A 20,219-nucleotide genomic window follows, 5' to 3' on the forward strand; every position below is an offset into this window, starting at 1 on the left:
ATTTCGTATGGATTTAATTGCATTAGGTATCCATGAGGTATTTGGGAACGGCGTCATTTGGGCTGTTATAATCGGTGCCCTTATTGGTGTGACTATCGGTTCAATACCAGGTTTAGAACCAGCGGGTGTTATGGCTATTTTGCTGCCTTTGACCTTCACAATGGAGCCGCTCTTTGGGGTGACTTTATTGTTAGGTGTCTATGGTGGTGCTTGGTATGGAGGGGCTATCCCTGCCATATTAATGAATACGCCCGGAACCCCTGTAGCGGTTCTGACGACCTATGATGGATACCCCATGGCCCAAAAAGGGCATGGTAAAAAAGCTCTATCTATTGCCTATACCTCTTCGTTTTTTGGTGGCATTGTGAGTGTTTTGTCTTTGGTGTTTTTTGCGCCAACCTTATCTCAGGTAGCTACCCTATTCGGAAGTGCTGAATTCGCTATGCTGGCATTGCTTGGGATGGTTTTTGTGGTGCTTGCTCATAATAAGTATGCGCTCGAAGCGGCAGCCATGATTGGTTTGGGGATGTTTTTAGGTTCAATTGGTATTGATCGATCCTTTAATTCCCAAGTGTATACTTTTGACCAGTCTTGGTTATTGGCCGGAGTGCCATTAGTTCCAGCGGTTATCGGCCTTTTTGCTATGTCTCAAGCCTATGTGCTGATTTCTACCAAAAGCGGTGACTCTTTCAAAACTAAATTAGAGGGGACTGGGCGTTTTGAGGGTTTTGTTGTGCTGATGCGCAATAAGGTGACAGCGATTCGTTCGGCCTTGTTGGGGGTTGTTATGGGATTATTGCCTGGGGTGGGAGAATTTGGCTCACAATTTTTCTCCTATACCTTGGCGCAGAAGTTCTCTAAAAATCCAGAAGAGTTTGGTAAAGGTGCAGAGGCTGGTATTGTGGCATCAGAAACCTCTAACAATGCGGTAACGGCGTCCGTTTTGGTTCCATTATTGGCGTTTGGTATCCCAGCAGACGCATTAATGGCCATGCTGTTGTCGGTGTTTATGGTGCACAACTATACACCAGGGCCTCGTTTGTTCAGTGAGCATCCTGAGTTTATTTCTGGTCTGTATGTTGCCTTGTTTGTGATGAATATTTTTATATTCATATATTTAACGTTTGCTTCAAGATTCATTATTAATATTACGAGAATTCGTGGCCGTTTTATTGGTGCCTTAATTTTTGTTCTCGGATTTTTAGGTGCTTACAGTCAAAATTATCAATTTACTGATGCCTTTATTGCGTTAGGTTTCTCTGTGATTGGCTATGTGATGAAACGAAATAATGTTCCGGCTGTGCCTATCATTTTAGGTTTAGTACTAGGGCCAGTGTTTCTAAACCGTATGCGTCAAACACTGGGCGTCTCTAATGGAGAGTTTAGTATTTTTATTGAGCGGCCTATCGCTTTAACACTGCTTACGGTGACCGTTCTATCTATTCTGGTGTTTACTTTTAGCAAAATTAGAGAAAAGCGACGAGTAGCTTGATAGTTGTTTGACGTAGATACTAGCGAACTAGCGAACTAGCGAACTAGCGAACTAGCGGGCCTCACAATGTACTTTTTTTACACCTTATTTCATCTTTGGATGAGACTTGTTTAAAGGAGTCTTTAGTGGTGTGCCTGCTACAGTGTAATTCTTAATGGGTAAGAGGAGCGATATTATTTGAAATATAGAAACCGATGTATTGTCTTCAAAAACACCATTCAAAGCAGTATTTATCGTTTTAAATGCTTGATGACTTTATTTACTGAAATGTGTGCTTAGATAGAAAACTGAGCAAAGCGTGCCGCAGCATGCCATCATAATCAAAAGGCTTTCTGGAGTGCCATCAAAGAGTAAACTTGCCAGATAACTGATGAAACTTCCCATGGCAAATTGCATTGCGACTAATAACCCTGAAACCGTACCTGCTTTTTCTGGCAGTTGTATAAAGAGTATTGCTAGGCTATTTGCACCAATAGCCCCCGTTACACTGATATAAAGCATGGTGCCTGTGACAAATAATGCGAGTGGTACTTTATTGAAACCAATCATTCCCCAAATAATTAACGTTGCGACAAAAGACACGGCTACCACCACACGCAATGCCATGCTTACGTTATAGCGTTTGCTTAAATAAGAGTTGAGCAAGGTTGCAATAATAATAGCGAAAATGTTCGCAGAAAACAGTAAAGCATAATGGGTTTCGGAAAGTTGGAAATGCTTGATGTAGACAAAAGCGGATGTCGCAATAAAAGCAAACATACCTGCGAATGAAAAGGCATTTGTCAGTACGTATTGAATCAATAAAGGGGCACGTAAACATTCAATGTAGTTTTTACAGTAATGGCCAACACTAGGCTTTGCGACCACATTTTGTTTTACGTCTGGTAATAACAGAGCGCTCCCCATAAACGCCACCATTGAAAATAGCGCTAAGAAGTAAAAGATCCAGCGCCATTCAAAATAGCTAACAATATAAGCGCCCAATATTGGCGATATCAGCATGACCATCATAGAAATGATGTGCATATACGATAGTATGTTGGCAGCACGTTTTAGTTCATATAAATCTCGAACTAAGGCTCTTCCAAGTACGGCAGCGGCTGCCCCTCCTAGAGACTGTAGAAAACGGAAAAGCACTAGGCTTTCGCCAGTCGATGCCATGGCGCAACCAATACTGCTAAAAAATAAAATCCAATACCTGCTAGCAATAAACGTTTCCGACCTAACATATCGGATAAAGGGCCAAAGATAATCATGCCTATGGCCATCCCAAGTAGAAAAACAGTGATTGTTGTTTGTATCAATTGATCTGTAGTGCCTAAATTATCAGCGATAGTCGGTAGACTGGGTAGATACATATCGATAGACAGCGGCCCAAAAGCGACCAAATAGCCAAGTAACGGGATGGTTAGTTTTTTTAAAACAGAGGACATGGAAGCTCCTAATTTAAAGGCATGTGGCGTTTTGGCACATTGTTCATTCATCAACTAACTAAAGTATTTATTGCGATAGTTGCACAATCAATATCCTGTTGTTCACTGCCGCCAGAGACGCCAATTGCCCCAATGACGATGCCTTGAAGTAAAATGGGGATGCCGCCACCTAGAAAGGTAAAGTCTGGTTCGCTCTGTAAAGCGAGTAAGGTGTTATTTCTTTCTGCAAGTCTTTCTTGCCATTGCTTGGTTGGTATACCAAATGATGCAGCAGTAAAGGCTTTCTTATGGGAAATAGCTTGGGATAGAAGAGGTGCATTGTTCATTGCCGCACTGGCAAGAGTTCGACCAGAAGAATTAACAATCGTTATGCAGATGTTGATACCACATTTTTCCGCTTGATCCATCGCAGCACTACAAAGTTGCAGTGCTGCCTGCGTAGCTAGATCTTGTTTTGTAATGGTTTTATTGAGCATGTACCTACCTAATAGGGAATATTACGTTTACCTGCCCAGTACCTGAGCTTGGAAAGTAATTGGTAATGATTTCCGCCTTTGCGTTATATTTATCCCAGCCTAATGCTCCAAATAGCATCGCAGTGTCATGCATACCGCCTTCACCGCAGCAAAATTTTGCGTATTCAGGTAGCATTGCTAGGAATGTTTTTGTGTCACCAGCTTGCCAGAGATCTAAAACACGAAGGTCAACTTGACGGTGAAATTCACGAGAAATAGTAAATGTTCCGTTATTTTGTTCGTATAAATGATTCTCCCAAATTTGATGAGAAAGTGAGCCAGAGGCGATTAGCATGACATTGTTATTGCTACTTTCAATGGCTGCATGAATGGCTTCACCAACGCGACGAGACTCTTCTAAGCTGTGAACCGTACACCAAGCGGCAATAGAGACCACTTTGAAATGTCTGTCTTCGTTCATGTAACGCATTGGCACAAGAGTGCCATATTCTAAGTCGAGTGTTTCAACTTGGTGCGAAAGCATATGCACACCTTTCTCCGTCGCTTTAGTCGCAATAGCATTGCCTAGTTCTGGATTGCCTTCATAAGAGTAAGACAAGTTTTGAATAAAATGGGGAAACTCATGGCTTGTGTATATGCCTTGATAGTGGGCGTTGGCATTAATATGATACCCAGCATTTACCAACCAATGTGTATCTAAAACTACAATAGTATCGACTCCTGCCGCTTTTGCACGACGTGCAATTTCACGATGACCATCAATAGCAGATTGTCGGCATCCTGCTAATCGGCCAGGTTGTTCTGACAACAGCATGGTTGGAACGTGTGTTACTTTTGCCACAATACTTAAAATACCCATAATAACTCCTCAATCATATTATTTTAATTAACATGTTAAGTAAAATGTTTTTTGAGTGTCTTAGTCAATGTATTTGAAGTTTAGCAATAGTTACTTTTGATCTAGGACAAGGTCTTTAACACTTGTTGTAAGACCGTGCTCACAGATAAGTATCTTATTGTGAATGTTTCTTTGTCAGTGAGATATTTGTAGATCAAGATTATCAAGTGGGATGTGTGATGGGATATAAGTTAGTTAATATGAGTTGTTAGAGAAGGGGGGTATAAAGAAGTATTTGGCTCAGATTCAAACTGGTAATCATAGTTTGAGCTAAAGTTTGATCTGAGCTAACGAAACTTATTCTATGATGGATAGATAGTGCTTAACAAAGTGTTCACTATGGATTACCCATTTCAATTTGGTACCTTTTTCAAAAAACCAAGCATCGCCTTTTTTGTAAGTTTTTTCTTCCCCAGTATCAAGAAGGGTTAATGTTACCTCTCCTTCAACAACAACTGCATGCTCATGAAAAGGGTATTCCATGTCAAATTCACCTTTGGTACAGCTGAAGTAAGCACAGCATACCGCTGAATCAGGAGCACCATAGACGACTGCACCTTTAATAATACAGTCTCCTTCGATTTTGTTAGCACCAAGATCTGAAATAGTTCCCCATGGCATAAGCTCAATGCTTGATAAATCGATACTATTCATTCTCATTGATAATCCTCTATATAGATAAAAGTTGGCTTTAATTAGACAGTTACTTACACTAGTGCTTTTATTGAAAACAGATATGTCCCAAAAGCGGTGTTTTTTCAAGAAAATATTCTAATCGTGTTATGGATGCCTTTTAGAAAGTGTTGACGTAATTTTTAATTAATTAAATAAGTTCTTTCGGTGATTATTTATGTCGTATGGATCGGTTATTCTACCTTTCTATAGTGCTTGCGAAAATCTGAAGGACTTCATTCCAGTATTTTTCAAAAAGAACCGAGAGAAATAAGAAGGATCTATATAGCCTAATGTGTAAGCGATCTCGGTGAGGTTTTTATTCGTATGGGATAGCAAGCGTTTGGCTTCCAGTAAAACACGCCCATTTATCATTTTCTTTGGGCTGAGTTTGGTTATTTTTTGCATAAATAGTTCAATCGGCTTTCATTTATTTGTAACGCATCACAATAAAATTGTATTTGCTTCTCGATTAAAAAATGTCGCTCTAGTAAGGTGCTAAACTCTCTAAAACAGAGAATTTCACTCTGATTGTGCTGTTTTTTAGGCTGCTCGGAGCCTGAGAGTCTTAGCATGTTTATCAAGATAAGTTTAACAAGTGTTTCAATACAGTCCTGTTGATATAGTGCAGATTGGTTCCATTCCAGCTTGAGCATTTTAAAAAGCGTTAATAATTGCTCCCAATGATGTTGGCCTAGCCCTGTTTCTTTTTGTTGATCGATATGAAATGGCATAAGCAATGAGTTGTGATTGCTGTAGGCATTCAGTTCGGCCATGATTTTTTGTAAATGAGTGTTATGAATGGTGATGACATAGCCAGGCGCTGTCGGTTCTGTTAAAAAGGCGTGTGGTGTGGCTGGCGGTGTATAAAAGGCGGCACAGCTTTCCGTTTCGTAAACATTCTGATCGATATTGAACAGCGTTCTACCAGATAAAATGAGGTGTATTTGACAATATTCAGCATGCAAATGCATAGGCATATCACGTCCGAAAAAGTCGGCCATTTTTCCAAGCACATCAAAATGGATAGTGGCGTCTTTGTAAGCGACATCATAATCCTGACCAATATTGATATTTGGAATCCACTCTTTTTTCATTGAATTCGTTTCTTTATTTTAGTGTTGTTTTTTTTAGGAGTATGGCACAGAAATAGTAAAAAATCCCAGCGCACGAATTAGCGTGACACTGGGCAAAGTAAGGGTGATCAAAAGATCAAACATCTGAGTATGTTAACTGGGAGGCCTACCTACTCAGATGACAATCAGCATTTAATAGACGGACGCTGTTGTTTCTTTATGGGAATTTTGTTCAGGTTTGAACTCATTCACCAAAGCCTTAGTGCTGTTCATTAGCAAGCCTGTGTCACTGCCTACGGCGACAAATAATGCACCAAGCGATAAGTAATGTTTGGCTTGTTGTTTGTCGGCCATCAAAATTCCTGGTGCTTTACCGGCGGCCACGATTTTTTTAATGCTCTTTTCAATTACTTTGACGACTTCTGGGTGGTTTGGCTGTCCAATGTATCCAAGCGAAGCACTTAGGTCTGCCGGTCCAATAAAGACACCATCAACACCATCTACAGCAAGAATGTTATCCAGTTCTTTGACTGCTTGAAGAGACTCTATTTGTACCAGTACACAGATTTCGTCATTGGCGGTTTTTAGATAATCCGGTGTTCTATTGAACTGGGAAGCACGTGCTAAGGCACTGCCAACACCACGAATCCCCGCTGGTGGATATCGAGTTGCTTTGACTATTTCTGCTGCTTGCTCTGCGTTGTCGACCATGGGGGCCAGTATTGTTTGCACGCCAAGATCAAGAATTTGCTTAAGCGCAACATGGTCAGCCCATGCTGGACGCACGATTGGATGGCTAGCAAAAGGCGCAATGGCCTGCAACTGACCTACCATGGTTTGCAGAGTGTTTGGTGCGTGCTCACCGTCGATCAATAGCCAGTCAAACCCTGCGCTCGCAATGAGTTCTGCAGTATAGTTATTCGCTAATCCAAGCCACAGTCCAATCTGTGGCTGGCGGTTTTTGAGTGCTATTTTGAAAGTGTTTTTAGGGGCAGACATGTCTATCTCCTAAGCAAAATGACAAGATACTGAGCCAAGTGGGCCATAGTCCACATTGAACGTATCACCTTTGCGGGCAGCTATTGGCCGAGTAAAAGAACCACCAAGAATAATTTGTCCTGGTTCAAGCTCAACATCAAATGGTGCTAATTTATTGGCTAACCATGCAACCCCATTGGCAGGGTGATTGAGTACACCTGCGGCAACGCCTGTTTCTTCAATTATGCCGTTACGCTGCATAATGGCTGATACCCAACGTAAATCTATTTCGCCGACTTTGATTGGACGGCCACCTAAAATGATAGCGGCATTGGCCGCGTTGTCCGCGATGGTGTCAAAGACTTTGCGAGGGCGTTTGCTTTCTGGATCTATCGATTGGCTGCGGGCGTCAATCAGTTCAAGTGCAGGGATAACGTAATCTGTTGCGTTATACACATCGAAAATCGTGCAGTTTGGCCCTTTCAAGGGTTTTTTAAAACGAATGCCAGTTCGACTTCGATACGCGGAACAATGAATTTGTCCGTTTCGATTTCGCAGCCATCGTAGTACAGCATGTCATCAAGCAAGGTGCCGTAATCTGGCTCATCTATTTGTGAGGCTCATTTGCATTGCTCGTGAAGTGAGTCCAATTTTATGACCAATTATTGTGCGACCTTCATTCAATTTCATTTGTACCCATTCGCGTTGAATCGCATACGCATCGTCAATCGTGATATCTGGGTAATCTAGTGAAATTTGGCGAATTTGAACGCGTTCTTTTTCTGCCTGATTAAGTCTGTTTGCACAGGAAGTAATGATGTCGTTTGAAAGCATGTTGTCCCCTTAACTATTTAAGTTCTTTAGATATTCTGACTCAGAAATAATGGTGTTCTTGAGGACACCAACGCCTTCAACTTCTGTTATTACCACATCTCCAGGCTTAACATCTGCTAGTCCTTCTGGCGTACCTGTGAAGATCATATCGCCGGGCGATAACGTCATAATGTCACTTAAATAGGCGACTAGATGTGGGATGTTAAACACCAAATCTTTCGTATTGCCTTCTTGCTTTAATTCTCCATTGATGTAAGTACGTAACATCAGGTTATGTGGGTCTTTGACCTCTTTTGCATCAACAATATAGGGGCCAATAGGAGTACAAGTATCACGGCTTTTCACGCGCAGATTAGGGCGGTAATAGTTCTCTAAATAGTCACGGATGGCATAATCATTTCCTACTGTATAGCCGCCAACATAATCCATAGCTTCTTCTTTAGAGACGTTTTTCGCTTCTTTGCCGATGACCACAACAAGCTCACATTCATAGTGCATGTAGTCGACATTGTCTGGACGATAGGTCTTTTGGTCATGACCAATTAAGGAGTTTTTGTTTTTCAAAAACACCAGGGGTTCTTCTGGTGCTGTGAAAGAGAGTTCTGCCGCATGGTCGGCATAGTTGATGGCCAAAACAAACATTTTGCCTTCGCAAGGTGGTAGCCAAGAGAAAGACCCTTCTTCTAATATTTTACCTTGCTGAGTGACGACTTGATTTTGTTCATTAATCGTGACGTCTAATGTTTCATTGTTAAAAAGTATGCGTGCGCTTTTCATGACTACTTCCTATTCTTGTTCTACTGGGTTGACTAGGCGGCCAACGCCTTCGATCTCTATCATGACACTATCACCTGGTTTAATTTCTAAATCGGGTGTGCGTTCCGGTGTGCCTGCGATGATGATGTCTCCCGCTTCTAGGGTCATGAAACTGCTGATGTAGCTTATTATTTCTTCAACTGAGTAGATTAATTGGTCAGTATTGGTATTGTGTACTAACACGTCATTAACATATGTCTTAATGTTCAAATTATTGGGAGTGCTGACGGCTTCTTTGTCTACTGTCCATGGGCCAATAGGGCAAAACGTATCGCGACATTTTGCTTTGACCGCTGGGCGGTAGAAAGACGTTTCTGCAAGGCTTACCTCGTTCACAACCGTAAAACCTGCAACGAAATCTAAGGCGCTGCTGACATCAACACGAGTGGCGTTTTTACCAATAACGATACCCAAGGAGGGTCCCGCATAAATTGGACCTTTATCAACCGGTACCTTGATCGTACTTGCGTAACCAATGTGAGTGTTGTCCGTTTTAATATGAAGAACAGGCGTTTTAGGTGGTTGAATGTGTGGTTTTTCGTTGAAAACGTGCTCTAAGGATTTCACCAAGGCTTTATCGTTTAGAGCGACACCAATGACATTCCCTGACGTTGGAGGAAGAATGGTGTCGTCTAGTTTAATTTCGTAGCTGGCATCGGCTGTTTCTGATACCACTTTATTTAATTTTTTTTGTCTGTAATGAAACATGTTTTTTGCCAATTATAGTTAACATGTTAATTATAATTTCGCAAAAAAGATCTCTTGTCAATACACCTTTTGCGTTACGGAAGGAATTTACAGAATAACTCTGCTTGTGATTTGATTTTTAGCTTGCGATAGATATTCTTGCGATGATTCTTAATCGTTCCTTCTGAAACGAGAGCATTTTTCCGCAATCGAAGCAGAGGATAAGCCCTCTAAAATAAGCCCAACAATCTCCTTTTCCCGTTTGGTAAGGCTCTGTGATTCTGGGTGAGAGTAATCGTTGCTTTGATTGAGATTTTTATATTCTAGGAGGGGAGTGCGCTCTCGTTGATTCCCAATACGCTCATGAGTTAATACAGCTGCTTTGATGGCATTGAGGCAAGGGTGAGTCTCTTGATGAACCGCTTGTAAGGATAGATCGTTGTCTTTGGTTGAATAGGCGATACATATTTTTGTGTCGTCATTGGTGCCGATGACGATATTGGTTTCATTGCACCAACCAAGACGCTGATAAAATGTGTCGTAGTAAGTCGAATGAAAAAAATCCTCATTAACAATACTGTCTAAGGTAACCAATTCTTCTTGATTCTTACCATAAATCACATCGTAAATAGGGTCTAACAAATAGGCAGATTCACAGTATATTTTGTCCATTTCTGTGATTGGGTAGTCTCCTAAGAATACGGGATGGTTTGTTTTTGAGTAGCTAACAATTCTGATGTTAGAAATAGAATCTAGAGCTTTTATTGAGTAGACAACTTGATCATAAAAATGACGTTGACCAATGCTCTTAATGAGAGAAGGCAAAATATCGTAAGGACTGATGTTTACCATTTGTATGCGCTCCCGTTTGTTGTCAGTTATTTGATTAGGGCACGTCCGTGATAATTTCACATCTGTGACAAATGTCAATTAATGCAATAAGTATTCCAATTTTTGATGCATGCAAGCCTTTTCATTAAATGTATTTCATTGTTGCTAAGTAGTCTTGACAGGCATGCATGTTGAGTTTAATTTATTTAACATGTTAACTAAATCGATGTCGAGGTTTCTCGTCCGATTCTTTGTCAGGAGAATAAAGAAAAATGATTAAGAACTTGATAAACGGCAAATGGGTTGAAAGCAAAGAAACCTTTCAAACTTTTAATCCAGCGACAGGCGAAATGTTGGCCGAAGTGGCTCATGCATCTGATGAGCAGGTGGCTGAAGCGGTTCAAGCTGCCAAAGATGCATTTCCTGCTTGGGCAAATATGCCAATAGCGAAGCGTTCAAAAATTATTGAAAAGTTGGGCGATCTTATTGCTGAGAATGTTGAAGAATTGGCTCGTCTTGAAACTTCAGACACAGGGCTGCCTCTATATCAAACGTTGAATGCATTGATTCCGCGAGCATCAAATAACTTTTATTTTTTTGCAGAAAAAGCAAAGCAAATGAATGGTCATACCTACCCTGTTGATGACCAAATGCTGAACTATACCTTGTACCAACCAACAGGTGTATGCGCGTTGATTTCTCCATGGAACGTACCGTTTATGACAGGTACTTGGAAGACAGCACCAGCCCTAGCATTGGGCAACACAGTGGTAATGAAACAGTCTGAGCTGTCTCCGTTGACAACAGATTTTCTAGGTCGTCTATCTATCGAAGCGGGCGTGCCACCAGGTGTGTTTAATATCGTCCATGGTCTAGGTGCAACAACGGGTAATGCCATCATCACGAATGATGATGTAGATGCGATCTCTTTCACTGGCGGTACTTCAACGGGTAAACACATTATTGCCAATGCTGGTCTTAAAAAAGTTCTCTATGGAGTTGGGTGGCAAATCACCAGTAATGATCTTTGAAGATTGTGACTACGAACGCGCGATGGACGCTGCGGTATTTGGCATTTTCTCGATCAATGGCGAGCGTTGTACAGCAGGTTCTCGTATTTTCGTACAAAAAGGCATTTACGATAAGTTCGCGACGGAATTTGCTGAGCGAGCGAGCAAAATTAGAGTTGGCGATCCGACAGATTTGAATACTCAAGTAGGCTCTTTGATCAGTCAACAACACTTCGACAAGGTTACTGGCTACATTCGTATCGGTATGGAAGAGGGCGCGACATTGATCGCAGGAGGTCCAGATAAGCCAGTTGATGAGTTACCAGATCATCTTAAAGGCGGTCATTTTGTTCGTCCAACGGTATTTAGAGATGTGACCAATGATATGCGTATTGCACGTGAAGAAATTTTTGGGCCTGTTGCGGTATTGATTCCATTCGAAGATGAAGCTGATGTCATTGCCATGGCGAATGACAATGAATACGGCCTAGCGTCTTACTTATGGACGCAAGACGTTGGCAAGGTTCATCGTATCGCGCAAAAAGTAGACGCAGGAATGATATTTGTGAACTCGCAAAACGTACGTGATCTTCGTACGCCGTTCGGTGGCAAGAAAGCGTCTGGTACTGGTCGTGAGGGTGGTGATTACAGCTTCGAAGTGTTCTGTGAACCTAAGAATGTTTGTATCAGCATGGGGTCTCATCATATCCCTAAGTGGGGCGTTTAGTTTAAACATTGGCGAGAGCTTTATGCTCTCGCTCTTGTCGGAGCACTTTTATGCCACATTTTGTTTTTGAATATTCTGCCAACCTTGAAGGTCGCTTAGATTTTCAAGCAGTGTTTAAAACGCTGCATGAATACATTGTTTCAACGGGGCATTTTCCTTTGGGTGGTGTGCGTAGCCGAGCGATTTGTTGTGACCATTTTCGCGTAGCGGACGGTCGTGATGATTTTGCATTAATAAATTTAAACCTAAAAATAGGTCATGGGCGCAGTATGGAAGTGCGTCAAGAAGTAGCGGAAAAAGTCTTTGCTATCTTCTGCGAATGGATGAAGCCAATCACTGATAATAGCTATTGCCAGATCTCTTTTGAGCTGACTGAGTTAGATCCGGTTCTTAAGTTTAATAAAAACAATATTCATGGCCTTTTTAAGTAGAGCATGGATTTACTAAGAATCGATTAAAAATAATTATAAATAGAGGGTAATCGTGATGAAATTTAAAGGTATCTTTTCTGTTGCTGTAGCCGCCACTTTGTCTAGTATGACGTTCGCTGAAACTATCCGTGTGGCGAGTTGGCTACCACCAACCAATCCCATGAACGAGGTTATTATTCCAGCCCGGGGAAAGCGATTTCTGATGCGACGGGTGGACGAATTAATGTCGAAATTGTCTATGGTTTGGGTCATCCTAAAAGCATGTGGAACTTGGTTGAAGATGGTATTGTTGATGCCAGCTATAGCTATCATGGCTATGCTCCAGGCCGTTTTGAGCTACCACAAGTCGTTGAGCAGCCAGGTTTGGGGGCCAATGCAGAAGCGGCTTCTTATGCGTTGTGGACGACTTATGAAAAGTTCTTTTCTGATTCTCATGAGTTTGATGGTCTAAAATTACTGGCTTTATTTACCCATGGGCCTGGTCAAATTCACTCAAATTTTCCAGTTACTTCCGTTGATGAACTTAAAGATAAAAAAATTCGTATTGGCGGTGGTGTACAGAGTGTTATTGCTGAAAAGTTGCATGTGACAGCCGTTGTAATTCCAGCACCAAAAGTCTATGAAATGATGCAACAGGGCGTTATTGATGGAGCATTTTTGCCTACAGTGGAACAAAAAGTGCTGCGTCTTTCGGAAGTGACTAAGTATTTGACGATTTTTCCAGATGGCCTCTACATGGGCAGTTTTTCTATGTTCATGAACCCTGATACGTTCTCAAGTTTTAGTCAAGCAGACCAAGATATTATTAATAAAATGTCTGGAGAAAAACTGTCGGTTATGGCTGGCATGGCATGGGACGCAAGTGATGCGTCTGGCATCGATGCCGCGACAAATTCTGGAGTTAAAGTAACGATGCTTTCGGACAATTCAGATCTAGTGGCACAGTTTAATGAAAGGCTAAAGGGTGTGTCGGATGTTTGGGTAAAAGAAGCAGATGAAAATGGTTATAAAGGTAAAGAAATCCTGACATACCTTCGTGATACCGCTCACCAGTACGCCGCTAAGCACGGAGAGTAACGATGTGGTTATCTGCGATGGTTAATAAACACCATGGAGAATTTGGGCTGGCTAAGTGGCTAGCCTTCATTCTTGAATTGGTATCGTCAATTGTGCTGCTCGCCTTGATGTTATTGACTTGTTTTGACGTGATTGGGCGATATGTTTTCAACAATTCTATCAATGGTACAACTGAGCTGACGGAGTTGGCTCTTTGTATTATCGTCTTTTGTCAGCTGCCTATCGTAACCCTTACTAGTGCGCACGTGGTAGTGGATATTCTTGATCGCATATTGCCTGTGATTTTTATGAGAATAAGCAGTTTAGCTATTAACCTGACAATTGCAGCTGGTTTTTTCTTTTTATCCGAAAGAGTTTGGTTCCAAGCGGCTAGGTCCTTGCGTCGTGGGGTCATGACAGAGTTTTTGCATATTCCTGTGGCGTATTTCATTCAGTTTATTGCCATCATGATGTTTGTGACAGCTGTTATTCTTGTGCTTAAGGCTTTTTATACGGCTTTTTCAAAAGCGGAGATATCTAAATGATTGTTTCAGCTTTTGGTTTTGCCACTCTTCTTGTGCTTATTTTAGTTTTTAGAATGCCGATTGCTTTTGCTATGGGGGCCGTTGGTATTGTTGGATTTGGTTATTTGCAAGGTCTGAGTCTTGATAACCTGTTTGATTTTCGTTGGACAGGGCCTTTATCACTGGCTGCCAATCGCATTATCGATACATCACAAGAGTATGGTTTATCTGTTATACCTCTGTTTATCTTGATGGGGAACTTTGTTACCAAAGCAAATTTGTCTGGTGAGTTATACAAAGCCTCCAATGCTTTTCTGGGGCATCGAAAAGGTGGTTTGGCGATGGCAACCATTGTGGCTTGTGGTGGGTTTTCGGCGATATGTGGCTCGAGTCTAGCGACATCAGCAACCATGGCAAAAGTCGCTATGCCGCCGATGAAAAAGTATGGTTACAGTGATGGCCTTGCCAGTGCATCTATTGCCGCAGGTTCTACACTCGGTATTTTGATCCCTCCTAGTGTTATTTTGCTGATGTATGGTTTGTTAACGGAGACCAGTATACGCGAATTGTTTGCTGCAGGTTTTTTGCCTGGCTTACTGGGGATTTTACTGTATCTATTGGCGGTGAAATTTGTGGTTTGGCGGCATCCAGAAAAAGGCCCAAGTGCGGAGCGCGCAGGGGGGCTGAGCGTATACAAGCGCTGAAAAATGTTTGGGGTGTTTTGCTCTTATTTTTGGTGGTAATGGGAGGGATTTACCTTGGCGTTTTTACACCGTCTGAAGCGGCAGGTGTTGGTGCTGGTGGGGCTTTCTTAATTGCTCTAGTGCGAAAATCTCTAACCTTAGAGGCGGTTTTCCATGCCCTGATTGATACAGGTAGAACAACGGCTATGTTGTTTACCGTATTAATTGGCGCGTTAATCTTTTCTGATTTTATTACCATTGCTGGTTTGCCCGCTGAATTATTGGCTTTTGTACAAAGTTTCAACCTGTCTGCATTTGGTGTCATTTTAATTATTATTGCAATTTATTTGGTCTTAGGAATGGTTTTCGAAAGTTTATCTATGATTCTTTTAACGGTTCCTATCTTTTATCCTTTGGTACAAAGTCTAGGTTTTGATTTGGTCTGGTTTGGCATTGTGGTGGTTGTGGTGACTGAAATCAGTCTTATTACCCCGCCAGTAGGGATGAATGTTTTTGTGTTGAGCGCTGTTTTGAAAGATGTCAAAGCGGGAACGATTTTTAAAGGGATTACACCATTTTGGTGTGCCGATATGGTCAGGCTTGGCTTAATTGTGTTTTTTTCATCGGTCGCTCTTTTCTTGCCAGAACTGTTATATAGATAAACACTATTTGGAGATTTACTATGGGTAAGTTAGCTCTTGCTGCAAAAATAACACACGTACCATCTATGTATCTTTCGGAGCTTGATGGCCCTCAAAAAGGCTTTCGTCAAGCAGCCATTGACGGCCACTATGAGATCTCTAGGCGCTGCCGTGAGTTGGGAGTAGATACCATTGTTGTGTTTGATACACACTGGTTGGTTAATGCGAATTATCACATCAATTGTGCACCACACTGGGAAGGGGTTTATACCAGTAATGAGTTGCCACACTTTATTAATAATATGGCGTACAGTCTTGATGGCAACCCAGAGTTGGGACGTATTATTGCTAAGGTTTGTAACGAACACGGCGTTGAAACCATGGCTCATGATGCGACAACACTAGCACCAGAGTATGGGGCGTTGGTACCAATGCGTTATATGAACTCAGACCAACATTTTAAGTGTATTTCAGTATCAGCCCTATTAACAGTGCATTACTTGAATGACTCGGCGCGTTTGGGCTGGGCAATTCGTGAGGCGATTGAAAAATACTACGACGGTACAGTGGCTATTTTGGCGAGCGGCTCATTATCCCATCGTTTTGCTCAAAATGGACAAGCGCCTAATTTTTCAACGAAAGTCTGGAGTCCATTTCTAGAGACTTTAGACCACCGTGTCGTTGAAATGTGGGAAAATGCGGAGTGGAAAACATTTTGTGAAATGTTACCTGAATATGCGGCAAAAGGTCATGGTGAAGGCTTTATGCACGATACAGCGATGTTGCTTGGAGCGCTAGGCTGGTCTGACTATGATCAAAAAGTAGAAGTTATCACTCCGTATTTTGGTAGTTCTGGAACAGGGCAAATTAATGCTATCTTCCCTGTCTCTCCACAAACAGGTGACGCCGTACCTGCTCCTCAGGCCTCTACGGAAAATGGTACTTTTATTTATGGTGCTAGTCGTTTGTAAAGCATTCCATTTGTACAGAACATAAAATAATGGCTGAATGTAAGTATAGTTCAGCCATTATTTTGCAAATAATTCTGCCTTTCATTCCCCACCTTTCAGTTGCTTTAGTCTTTGACAATCCTAAGTATGCTATTAGCACCACTAAATGTCCCTAAAGGGATATTTTAATGGGAATTTTTTATATATAGGATGAAGAATCTTTGATTTAAATTTCTCTTTTTAAGGTCGTTAAAAAATAAATATTTTTATGAGTAATACATAAGAATGCGAAAATTAATATTGATTTTTTTAACCTTATTTTATCTTTAAGAGAAGTGTTAATTACTAATATAAAAATATAAACCAAATGTTAATAGGTATGGCTATGAGCGAGAATACGAAAATCGATTTTATTTACCTTTCTGAGTCAGACATGATCAAAGCTGGTGTGACTGATATGCCCAGCTGTGTCGATACGATGGAAGAAATGTTTGGACTTTTGTATAAGGGCGATTATCGCATGGCTGGCCCTAATAATGATTCTCATGGTGCCATGATTACCTTTCCTGCTGAATCTCCATTCCCTACGATGCCAAAGCCCACTGCAGATCGTCGATTGATGGCGATGCCTGCTTATCTTGGTGGGAATTTCCAAACATGTGGCGTGAAATGGTATGGCTCAAATATCGCTAACCGAGAAAAAGGCTTACCTCGCTCTATCTTGATGATGATTTTGAATGATATCGATACTGGAGCGCCTTTGGCTTATATGTCAGCAAATTTGCTGTCCGCTTATCGGACGGGGGCTATTCCTGGTGTAGGGGCACGTCATTTGGCTCGTAAAGACTCGAAAATTATTGGCCTTTTAGGTCCTGGGGTAATGGGGAAGACGACCGTAGCGGCTTTTATTGCGGCCTGTCCTGAAGTCGACACGATTAAAGTGAAAGGTCGTGGTCAAAAAAGCTTAGACAGTTTTGTTGCTTGGGTAAAAGAAACCTTTCCTCAGGTTACTCGTGTTGAGGTTGTTGATAGTGTTGAAGCCGTTGTTCGTGATTCGGATCTGGTTTCTTACTGTAACTCTGGAGAAGTTGGTGATCCAACGACTTACCCAATTGTTAAGCGTGAGTGGGTTAAACTCGGAGCGTTTTTAGCGATGCCTGCTAGCTGTCGTTTAGATGATGGCATGGAGCAAAAAGATGTTCGTAAAGTCCTTGATAACACAGGTTTGTATGAGGCTTGGTACGAGGAGGTGCCTAAGCCTGCTCATTGCGTGATTCCGCTTGTGGGTGTTCGTTGCATGGACATGATTGCAGAAGGCAAGTTAACCCATGACGATATCGAAGACCTTGGCAAAATTGTTTCTGGTGATTCGCCTGCTCGTCGAAATGAAGACGAGATCATCATTCTTTCTGTGGGCGGTATGCCAGTAGAGGACGTGGCATGGGCAACGGTTGTCTATCGTAATGCTGTTGAAAAAGGCATTGGGGTGAAGCTGAACTTATGGGATGTCCCTGCATTGCGTTAAGCCGCTTTATGTTTTTTTGAAGGCTTTTTCTGTGAATAAGCAGAACCACCTTATTTTTCCAAATCATATTATTTAGATTGAATATTAGGCAAAGCATATGACTAAAATTGTAAAAGCTAAAACTGGCTCAAAATTCGAAGAAAGTGCGAGCTATTCACGATTGGTTGCCGTAGATAATTGGATTTTTGTTTCCAATACCGCTGGCCGTAACCCTGACACACAAGAAATTCCGGAGGATGTAATTGAACAAGCCGAGCAGGTGTTTAAAAACATCGAACGTGCCTTGGCCTCAGTTGGTGCAACCTTAGCGGATGTGGTTATGTCTCGTGTATTTATTCAGGACCCAGCACATATTCACGATGTTATGAACTTTATTGGTACAAAGTTCAAAGGAATTAACCCAGCATCGACAGCAACTTGTCCACCATTGGGTTCAACGGTTTACAAAGTTGAGATTGAAGTGACTGCATTTCGGGGAGCATCTACCGCAAATGTTGAAGAAATCTCCATAGGCAAATAACCGTTTACTTTCAGTGGTTAGAATAAGATTTAACTTCTCTATGCTTTCAGGAAAAAGTTATGACCAAAACACTTGAAAAGGTTGAGACCCAAGATCAACTTCCTGATTCAACCCGTGTGGTTATCATTGGGGGCGGCATTGTTGGTGTGACGGCCGCTCTTGCTTTAGCAGAGCGAAATATACCTGTTGTTCTTTTGGAAAAAGGTCATATTGCCGGCGAACAATCTTCTCGAAATTTAGGTTGGATTCGTAAAACTAACCGACATTTAGATGATGTTCCCTTGGCGCAAGCTGCGGATAAACTTTGGGCAGAGATGCCTGATCGAGTTGGCCGTGATGTGGGCTATAAACAAGCCGGTATTATGTTTTTAGCGAGAACGCCAGCGCAACTGGCAATGCACAAAAGCTGGTTAAAGTCTGTGGAGTCTCTTTCATTGGACTCTAGAATGGTTAGTCCTCAGGAAATTGATGAATTAGTACCGGGTGGCAAAGGTAGCTGGCTTGGTGGTGTTTATACTCCTTCAGATGGTAACGCAGAACCGTCTATTGCTGCCCCTGCCATTGCGAATGCAGCCATTAAAAAAGGCGCTGTTATTGTTCAGCAATGTGCGGTGCGTAGCTTGTCTACCGAAGGGGAAATTCGTGGCGTTGTTACAGAAAAAGGGGACATTCGCTGCGAACAAGTTTTGCTAGCGGGTGGTGCGTGGTCAAGACGCTTCTTGGGCAACTTGGGGATTTCATTCCCAACACTTCCGTTAATCTGTTCGGTATTGCGTACTAAACCCATGGAAGGACCAACCAGTATAGCGGTTGGAGGACCTGATTTTTCTTTCCGTAAACATCAAGATGGTGGTTATATCATTACGCAGCGAGGCAAATTAGATGCTCCGATTACTCTGGATCACCTGTTAATTGGTCATAAATATCTTGACCAGCTTCGTACTCAGCGTAGTTTTCTGAATGTCTCAATGGGAAGCTATTTCTTTAAAGATTTAGTGCTTCCTCGTCGCTGGGGGGCAAACAGCCGTTCTCCTTTTGAAAAGGTCAGAACCAATGATCCAGATTTTAACGCTGACTTAAATCAGCAGGCGCTTAATAATCTCCGTCAAGCATGGCCAATTTTTGAAAAAGCAGAAATTGCTGAAGCATGGGCTGGCATTATTGATGTGACACCTGATTCAAATCCGATAATTGATCATATTAAATCCATTCCAGGCTTAACCGTGGCGACGGGGTTTTCAGGACATGGCTTTGGCACGGGACCTGCCGCTGGGCAATTAGCGGCAGATCTAATCTCAGGTGTTACACCTATTATTGACCCAAGTCCTTATCGGTTTGAACGGCTATAGTGCCATGAATGCAGTGTTGGAAAGCGTTACTAAGTAGCGAAAAGCAGACAAAATTGTCTGCTTTTTTATTACAGAAAAAAACAGTTTATTAAGCTACAAAGCAGCCACATCAAAACGGCGTAGTGGCGGCTGTTGTTAATAATGGTTCGAGTCGGTATTTGGTAACGGCTGGTCATCAATAATCCGAGTCCTGTTAACCCACTGCTACCGGCTGCGATGGCCCAAGCACTTAAAAACAAAAAGCCCAGCTGGGTTGGGTCTGGATTTAATGGTAATAACATAGGGCTGGCAATGGCGACACTTACGACCAGGTGTATGCCAATGACGCCGGCGATGATCATGGCCGCCAAGGTAAGAGAAAATAACAGAGGGCTAAAGGTAAAGGTATCAAGATTAAAAAACTGCGGATAACTGAGGATAATGGCGCTGATACCACTGGAAAAAACACCGGCACCAAGGAAAAGAGCAAACTGACTGCCTATCTGTGGCAGTTTATGGTTTACAAAGTGAGACAGGCTCTTTTGTCTTGATTGAGTGCGCATTAAAAGAATGGCAGCAATGGGTGCCAAAATGCAAATAAGCACGAGTATGCTGATATCAGGCCAAATAA

At 42.0% G+C, this 20,219-nt stretch carries 25 protein-coding genes and 1 pseudogene; 11 read left to right on the top strand and 15 right to left on the bottom strand.

The window, feature by feature from the left end; translation table 11 throughout:
* Nucleotides 1-7 precede the first annotated feature (7 nt).
* Nucleotides 8-1,492 carry a tripartite tricarboxylate transporter permease gene (locus ONZ52_RS22070; RefSeq protein ID WP_265220777.1) on the top strand — a complete coding sequence of 495 codons (1,485 nt, stop codon included), beginning with the start codon at nucleotides 8-10 and terminating at the stop codon, nucleotides 1,490-1,492.
* Nucleotides 1,493-1,747: 255 nt separating this feature from the next.
* On the opposite strand, the gene ONZ52_RS22075 is transcribed toward ONZ52_RS22070, so the two are convergent.
* The 14 genes from ONZ52_RS22075 to ONZ52_RS22130 form a co-directional block, all read right to left on the bottom strand.
* Complete coding sequence (locus ONZ52_RS22075; protein ID WP_265220778.1) at nucleotides 1,748-2,653, bottom strand: MFS transporter; 906 nt, start codon at nucleotides 2,651-2,653, stop codon at nucleotides 1,748-1,750.
* The gene (locus ONZ52_RS22080; protein WP_265220779.1) at nucleotides 2,629-2,925 is read right to left on the bottom strand and encodes an MFS transporter; all 297 of its coding nucleotides are present in this window, start codon (nucleotides 2,923-2,925) and stop codon (nucleotides 2,629-2,631) included. Before ONZ52_RS22080 ends, ONZ52_RS22075 begins: the two co-directional genes overlap by 25 nt.
* Nucleotides 2,926-2,975: 50 nt before the next feature.
* Nucleotides 2,976-3,401: a GlcG/HbpS family heme-binding protein gene (locus ONZ52_RS22085; protein ID WP_265220780.1), complete on the bottom strand. Its 426-nt coding sequence runs from the start codon at nucleotides 3,399-3,401 to the stop codon at nucleotides 2,976-2,978.
* 4 nt (nucleotides 3,402-3,405) lie between these two features.
* Entirely contained in the window at nucleotides 3,406-4,260 is an 855-nt protein-coding gene (gene hpaD / locus ONZ52_RS22090; RefSeq protein WP_265220781.1) for a 3,4-dihydroxyphenylacetate 2,3-dioxygenase, read from the bottom strand.
* 336 nt (nucleotides 4,261-4,596) lie between these two features.
* Complete coding sequence (locus ONZ52_RS22095; protein WP_265220782.1) at nucleotides 4,597-4,953, bottom strand: cupin domain-containing protein; 357 nt, start codon at nucleotides 4,951-4,953, stop codon at nucleotides 4,597-4,599.
* A gap of 225 nt (nucleotides 4,954-5,178) precedes the next feature.
* Nucleotides 5,179-5,379, bottom strand: a complete 201-nt coding sequence (locus ONZ52_RS25510) for a helix-turn-helix domain-containing protein (protein WP_428981197.1) — start codon at nucleotides 5,377-5,379, stop codon at nucleotides 5,179-5,181.
* Nucleotides 5,367-6,068 (bottom strand): AraC family ligand binding domain-containing protein, encoded by a 702-nt coding sequence (locus tag ONZ52_RS22100; RefSeq protein WP_265220783.1) that lies wholly within the window; start codon nucleotides 6,066-6,068, stop codon nucleotides 5,367-5,369. Before ONZ52_RS22100 ends, ONZ52_RS25510 begins: the two co-directional genes overlap by 13 nt.
* Nucleotides 6,069-6,239: 171 nt before the next feature.
* Complete coding sequence (gene hpaI, locus ONZ52_RS22105; protein WP_265220784.1) at nucleotides 6,240-7,046, bottom strand: 4-hydroxy-2-oxoheptanedioate aldolase; 807 nt, start codon at nucleotides 7,044-7,046, stop codon at nucleotides 6,240-6,242.
* A gap of 9 nt (nucleotides 7,047-7,055) precedes the next feature.
* A complete protein-coding gene (locus ONZ52_RS22110) occupies nucleotides 7,056-7,481 on the bottom strand; it encodes an FAA hydrolase family protein (RefSeq protein ID WP_265220785.1) in 426 nt (141 codons plus the stop codon).
* 147 nt (nucleotides 7,482-7,628) lie between these two features.
* Nucleotides 7,629-7,859 carry an FAA hydrolase family protein gene (locus ONZ52_RS22115; RefSeq protein WP_265220786.1) on the bottom strand — a complete coding sequence of 77 codons (231 nt, stop codon included), beginning with the start codon at nucleotides 7,857-7,859 and terminating at the stop codon, nucleotides 7,629-7,631.
* A gap of 9 nt (nucleotides 7,860-7,868) precedes the next feature.
* Nucleotides 7,869-8,636 (bottom strand): fumarylacetoacetate hydrolase family protein, encoded by a 768-nt coding sequence (locus tag ONZ52_RS22120; RefSeq protein ID WP_265220787.1) that lies wholly within the window; start codon nucleotides 8,634-8,636, stop codon nucleotides 7,869-7,871.
* Between the two features lie 9 nt (nucleotides 8,637-8,645).
* Nucleotides 8,646-9,383 carry a fumarylacetoacetate hydrolase family protein gene (locus ONZ52_RS22125; RefSeq protein ID WP_265220788.1) on the bottom strand — a complete coding sequence of 246 codons (738 nt, stop codon included), beginning with the start codon at nucleotides 9,381-9,383 and terminating at the stop codon, nucleotides 8,646-8,648.
* A gap of 74 nt (nucleotides 9,384-9,457) precedes the next feature.
* Complete coding sequence (locus ONZ52_RS25515) at nucleotides 9,458-9,571, bottom strand: LuxR C-terminal-related transcriptional regulator (RefSeq protein WP_428981198.1); 114 nt, start codon at nucleotides 9,569-9,571, stop codon at nucleotides 9,458-9,460.
* Nucleotides 9,534-10,214 carry a helix-turn-helix domain-containing protein gene (locus ONZ52_RS22130; RefSeq protein WP_265220790.1) on the bottom strand — a complete coding sequence of 227 codons (681 nt, stop codon included), beginning with the start codon at nucleotides 10,212-10,214 and terminating at the stop codon, nucleotides 9,534-9,536. Before ONZ52_RS22130 ends, ONZ52_RS25515 begins: the two co-directional genes overlap by 38 nt.
* Nucleotides 10,215-10,465: 251 nt before the next feature.
* On the opposite strand from ONZ52_RS22130, the gene ONZ52_RS22135 reads away from it, so the two are divergent.
* From ONZ52_RS22135 to ONZ52_RS22180, 10 genes and pseudogenes are all read left to right on the top strand, one after another.
* Entirely contained in the window at nucleotides 10,466-11,224 is a 759-nt protein-coding gene (locus tag ONZ52_RS22135; protein ID WP_265220791.1) for an aldehyde dehydrogenase family protein, read from the top strand.
* On the top strand, nucleotides 11,214-11,930 hold the full coding sequence (locus ONZ52_RS22140; RefSeq protein WP_265220792.1) for an aldehyde dehydrogenase family protein: 717 nt from the start codon (nucleotides 11,214-11,216) through the stop codon (nucleotides 11,928-11,930). Before ONZ52_RS22135 ends, ONZ52_RS22140 begins: the two co-directional genes overlap by 11 nt.
* A 50-nt stretch (nucleotides 11,931-11,980) precedes the next feature.
* Entirely contained in the window at nucleotides 11,981-12,361 is a 381-nt protein-coding gene (locus tag ONZ52_RS22145; RefSeq protein WP_265220793.1) for a 5-carboxymethyl-2-hydroxymuconate Delta-isomerase, read from the top strand.
* 138 nt (nucleotides 12,362-12,499) lie between these two features.
* Nucleotides 12,500-13,438 (top strand): TRAP transporter substrate-binding protein, encoded by a 939-nt coding sequence (locus ONZ52_RS22150; RefSeq protein WP_265220794.1) that lies wholly within the window; start codon nucleotides 12,500-12,502, stop codon nucleotides 13,436-13,438.
* Between the two features lie 2 nt (nucleotides 13,439-13,440).
* Complete coding sequence (locus tag ONZ52_RS22155; protein ID WP_265220795.1) at nucleotides 13,441-13,962, top strand: TRAP transporter small permease; 522 nt, start codon at nucleotides 13,441-13,443, stop codon at nucleotides 13,960-13,962.
* Nucleotides 13,959-15,286, top strand: a pseudogene (locus tag ONZ52_RS22160) (TRAP transporter large permease). The gene ONZ52_RS22155 and the pseudogene ONZ52_RS22160 overlap by 4 nt, the downstream one beginning before the upstream one ends.
* Nucleotides 15,287-15,306: 20 nt before the next feature.
* A complete protein-coding gene (gene hpaD / locus ONZ52_RS22165; protein WP_265220796.1) occupies nucleotides 15,307-16,236 on the top strand; it encodes a 3,4-dihydroxyphenylacetate 2,3-dioxygenase in 930 nt (309 codons plus the stop codon).
* Between the two features lie 364 nt (nucleotides 16,237-16,600).
* Nucleotides 16,601-17,740 (top strand): ornithine cyclodeaminase family protein, encoded by a 1,140-nt coding sequence (locus ONZ52_RS22170; RefSeq protein ID WP_265220797.1) that lies wholly within the window; start codon nucleotides 16,601-16,603, stop codon nucleotides 17,738-17,740.
* Between the two features lie 97 nt (nucleotides 17,741-17,837).
* The gene (locus ONZ52_RS22175) at nucleotides 17,838-18,260 is read left to right on the top strand and encodes a RidA family protein (RefSeq protein WP_265220798.1); all 423 of its coding nucleotides are present in this window, start codon (nucleotides 17,838-17,840) and stop codon (nucleotides 18,258-18,260) included.
* A gap of 59 nt (nucleotides 18,261-18,319) precedes the next feature.
* The gene (locus ONZ52_RS22180) at nucleotides 18,320-19,609 is read left to right on the top strand and encodes an NAD(P)/FAD-dependent oxidoreductase (protein WP_265220799.1); all 1,290 of its coding nucleotides are present in this window, start codon (nucleotides 18,320-18,322) and stop codon (nucleotides 19,607-19,609) included.
* 68 nt (nucleotides 19,610-19,677) lie between these two features.
* Here ONZ52_RS22180 and ONZ52_RS22185 read toward each other — a convergent pair whose 3' ends face one another.
* The gene (locus ONZ52_RS22185) at nucleotides 19,678-20,193 is read right to left on the bottom strand and encodes a hypothetical protein (RefSeq protein WP_265220800.1); all 516 of its coding nucleotides are present in this window, start codon (nucleotides 20,191-20,193) and stop codon (nucleotides 19,678-19,680) included.
* Between the last annotated feature and the right edge of the window lie 26 nt (nucleotides 20,194-20,219).

The organism is Marinomonas rhodophyticola, assembly GCF_026113935.1.
GTDB lineage: Bacteria > Pseudomonadota > Gammaproteobacteria > Pseudomonadales > Marinomonadaceae > Marinomonas > Marinomonas rhodophyticola.

Excerpts from the sequence above, each read along its gene's own strand:
- ONZ52_RS22145 (WP_265220793.1), top strand. The coding sequence starts at position 11,981 with ATGCCACATTTTGTTTTTGAATATTCTGCCAACCTTGAAGGTCGCTTA.
- ONZ52_RS22170 (WP_265220797.1), top strand. The coding sequence starts at position 16,601 with ATGAGCGAGAATACGAAAATCGATTTTATTTACCTTTCTGAGTCAGAC.
- ONZ52_RS22130 (WP_265220790.1), bottom strand. The coding sequence starts at position 10,214 with ATGGTAAACATCAGTCCTTACGATATTTTGCCTTCTCTCATTAAGAGC.
- ONZ52_RS22135 (WP_265220791.1), top strand. The coding sequence starts at position 10,466 with ATGATTAAGAACTTGATAAACGGCAAATGGGTTGAAAGCAAAGAAACC.
- ONZ52_RS22080 (WP_265220779.1), bottom strand. The coding sequence starts at position 2,925 with ATGTCCTCTGTTTTAAAAAAACTAACCATCCCGTTACTTGGCTATTTG.
- ONZ52_RS25510 (WP_428981197.1), bottom strand. The coding sequence starts at position 5,379 with ATGCAAAAAATAACCAAACTCAGCCCAAAGAAAATGATAAATGGGCGT.
- ONZ52_RS22075 (WP_265220778.1), bottom strand. The coding sequence starts at position 2,653 with ATGGCATCGACTGGCGAAAGCCTAGTGCTTTTCCGTTTTCTACAGTCT.
- ONZ52_RS22095 (WP_265220782.1), bottom strand. The coding sequence starts at position 4,953 with ATGAATAGTATCGATTTATCAAGCATTGAGCTTATGCCATGGGGAACT.
- ONZ52_RS22100 (WP_265220783.1), bottom strand. The coding sequence starts at position 6,068 with ATGAAAAAAGAGTGGATTCCAAATATCAATATTGGTCAGGATTATGAT.
- hpaI (WP_265220784.1), bottom strand. The coding sequence starts at position 7,046 with ATGTCTGCCCCTAAAAACACTTTCAAAATAGCACTCAAAAACCGCCAG.
- hpaD (WP_265220781.1), bottom strand. The coding sequence starts at position 4,260 with ATGGGTATTTTAAGTATTGTGGCAAAAGTAACACACGTTCCAACCATG.
- hpaD (WP_265220796.1), top strand. The coding sequence starts at position 15,307 with ATGGGTAAGTTAGCTCTTGCTGCAAAAATAACACACGTACCATCTATG.
- ONZ52_RS22175 (WP_265220798.1), top strand. The coding sequence starts at position 17,838 with ATGACTAAAATTGTAAAAGCTAAAACTGGCTCAAAATTCGAAGAAAGT.
- ONZ52_RS22070 (WP_265220777.1), top strand. The coding sequence starts at position 8 with ATGGATTTAATTGCATTAGGTATCCATGAGGTATTTGGGAACGGCGTC.
- ONZ52_RS22125 (WP_265220788.1), bottom strand. The coding sequence starts at position 9,383 with ATGTTTCATTACAGACAAAAAAAATTAAATAAAGTGGTATCAGAAACA.
- ONZ52_RS22140 (WP_265220792.1), top strand. The coding sequence starts at position 11,214 with ATGATCTTTGAAGATTGTGACTACGAACGCGCGATGGACGCTGCGGTA.
- ONZ52_RS22155 (WP_265220795.1), top strand. The coding sequence starts at position 13,441 with ATGTGGTTATCTGCGATGGTTAATAAACACCATGGAGAATTTGGGCTG.
- ONZ52_RS22180 (WP_265220799.1), top strand. The coding sequence starts at position 18,320 with ATGACCAAAACACTTGAAAAGGTTGAGACCCAAGATCAACTTCCTGAT.
- ONZ52_RS22120 (WP_265220787.1), bottom strand. The coding sequence starts at position 8,636 with ATGAAAAGCGCACGCATACTTTTTAACAATGAAACATTAGACGTCACG.
- ONZ52_RS22115 (WP_265220786.1), bottom strand. The coding sequence starts at position 7,859 with ATGCTTTCAAACGACATCATTACTTCCTGTGCAAACAGACTTAATCAG.
- ONZ52_RS22085 (WP_265220780.1), bottom strand. The coding sequence starts at position 3,401 with ATGCTCAATAAAACCATTACAAAACAAGATCTAGCTACGCAGGCAGCA.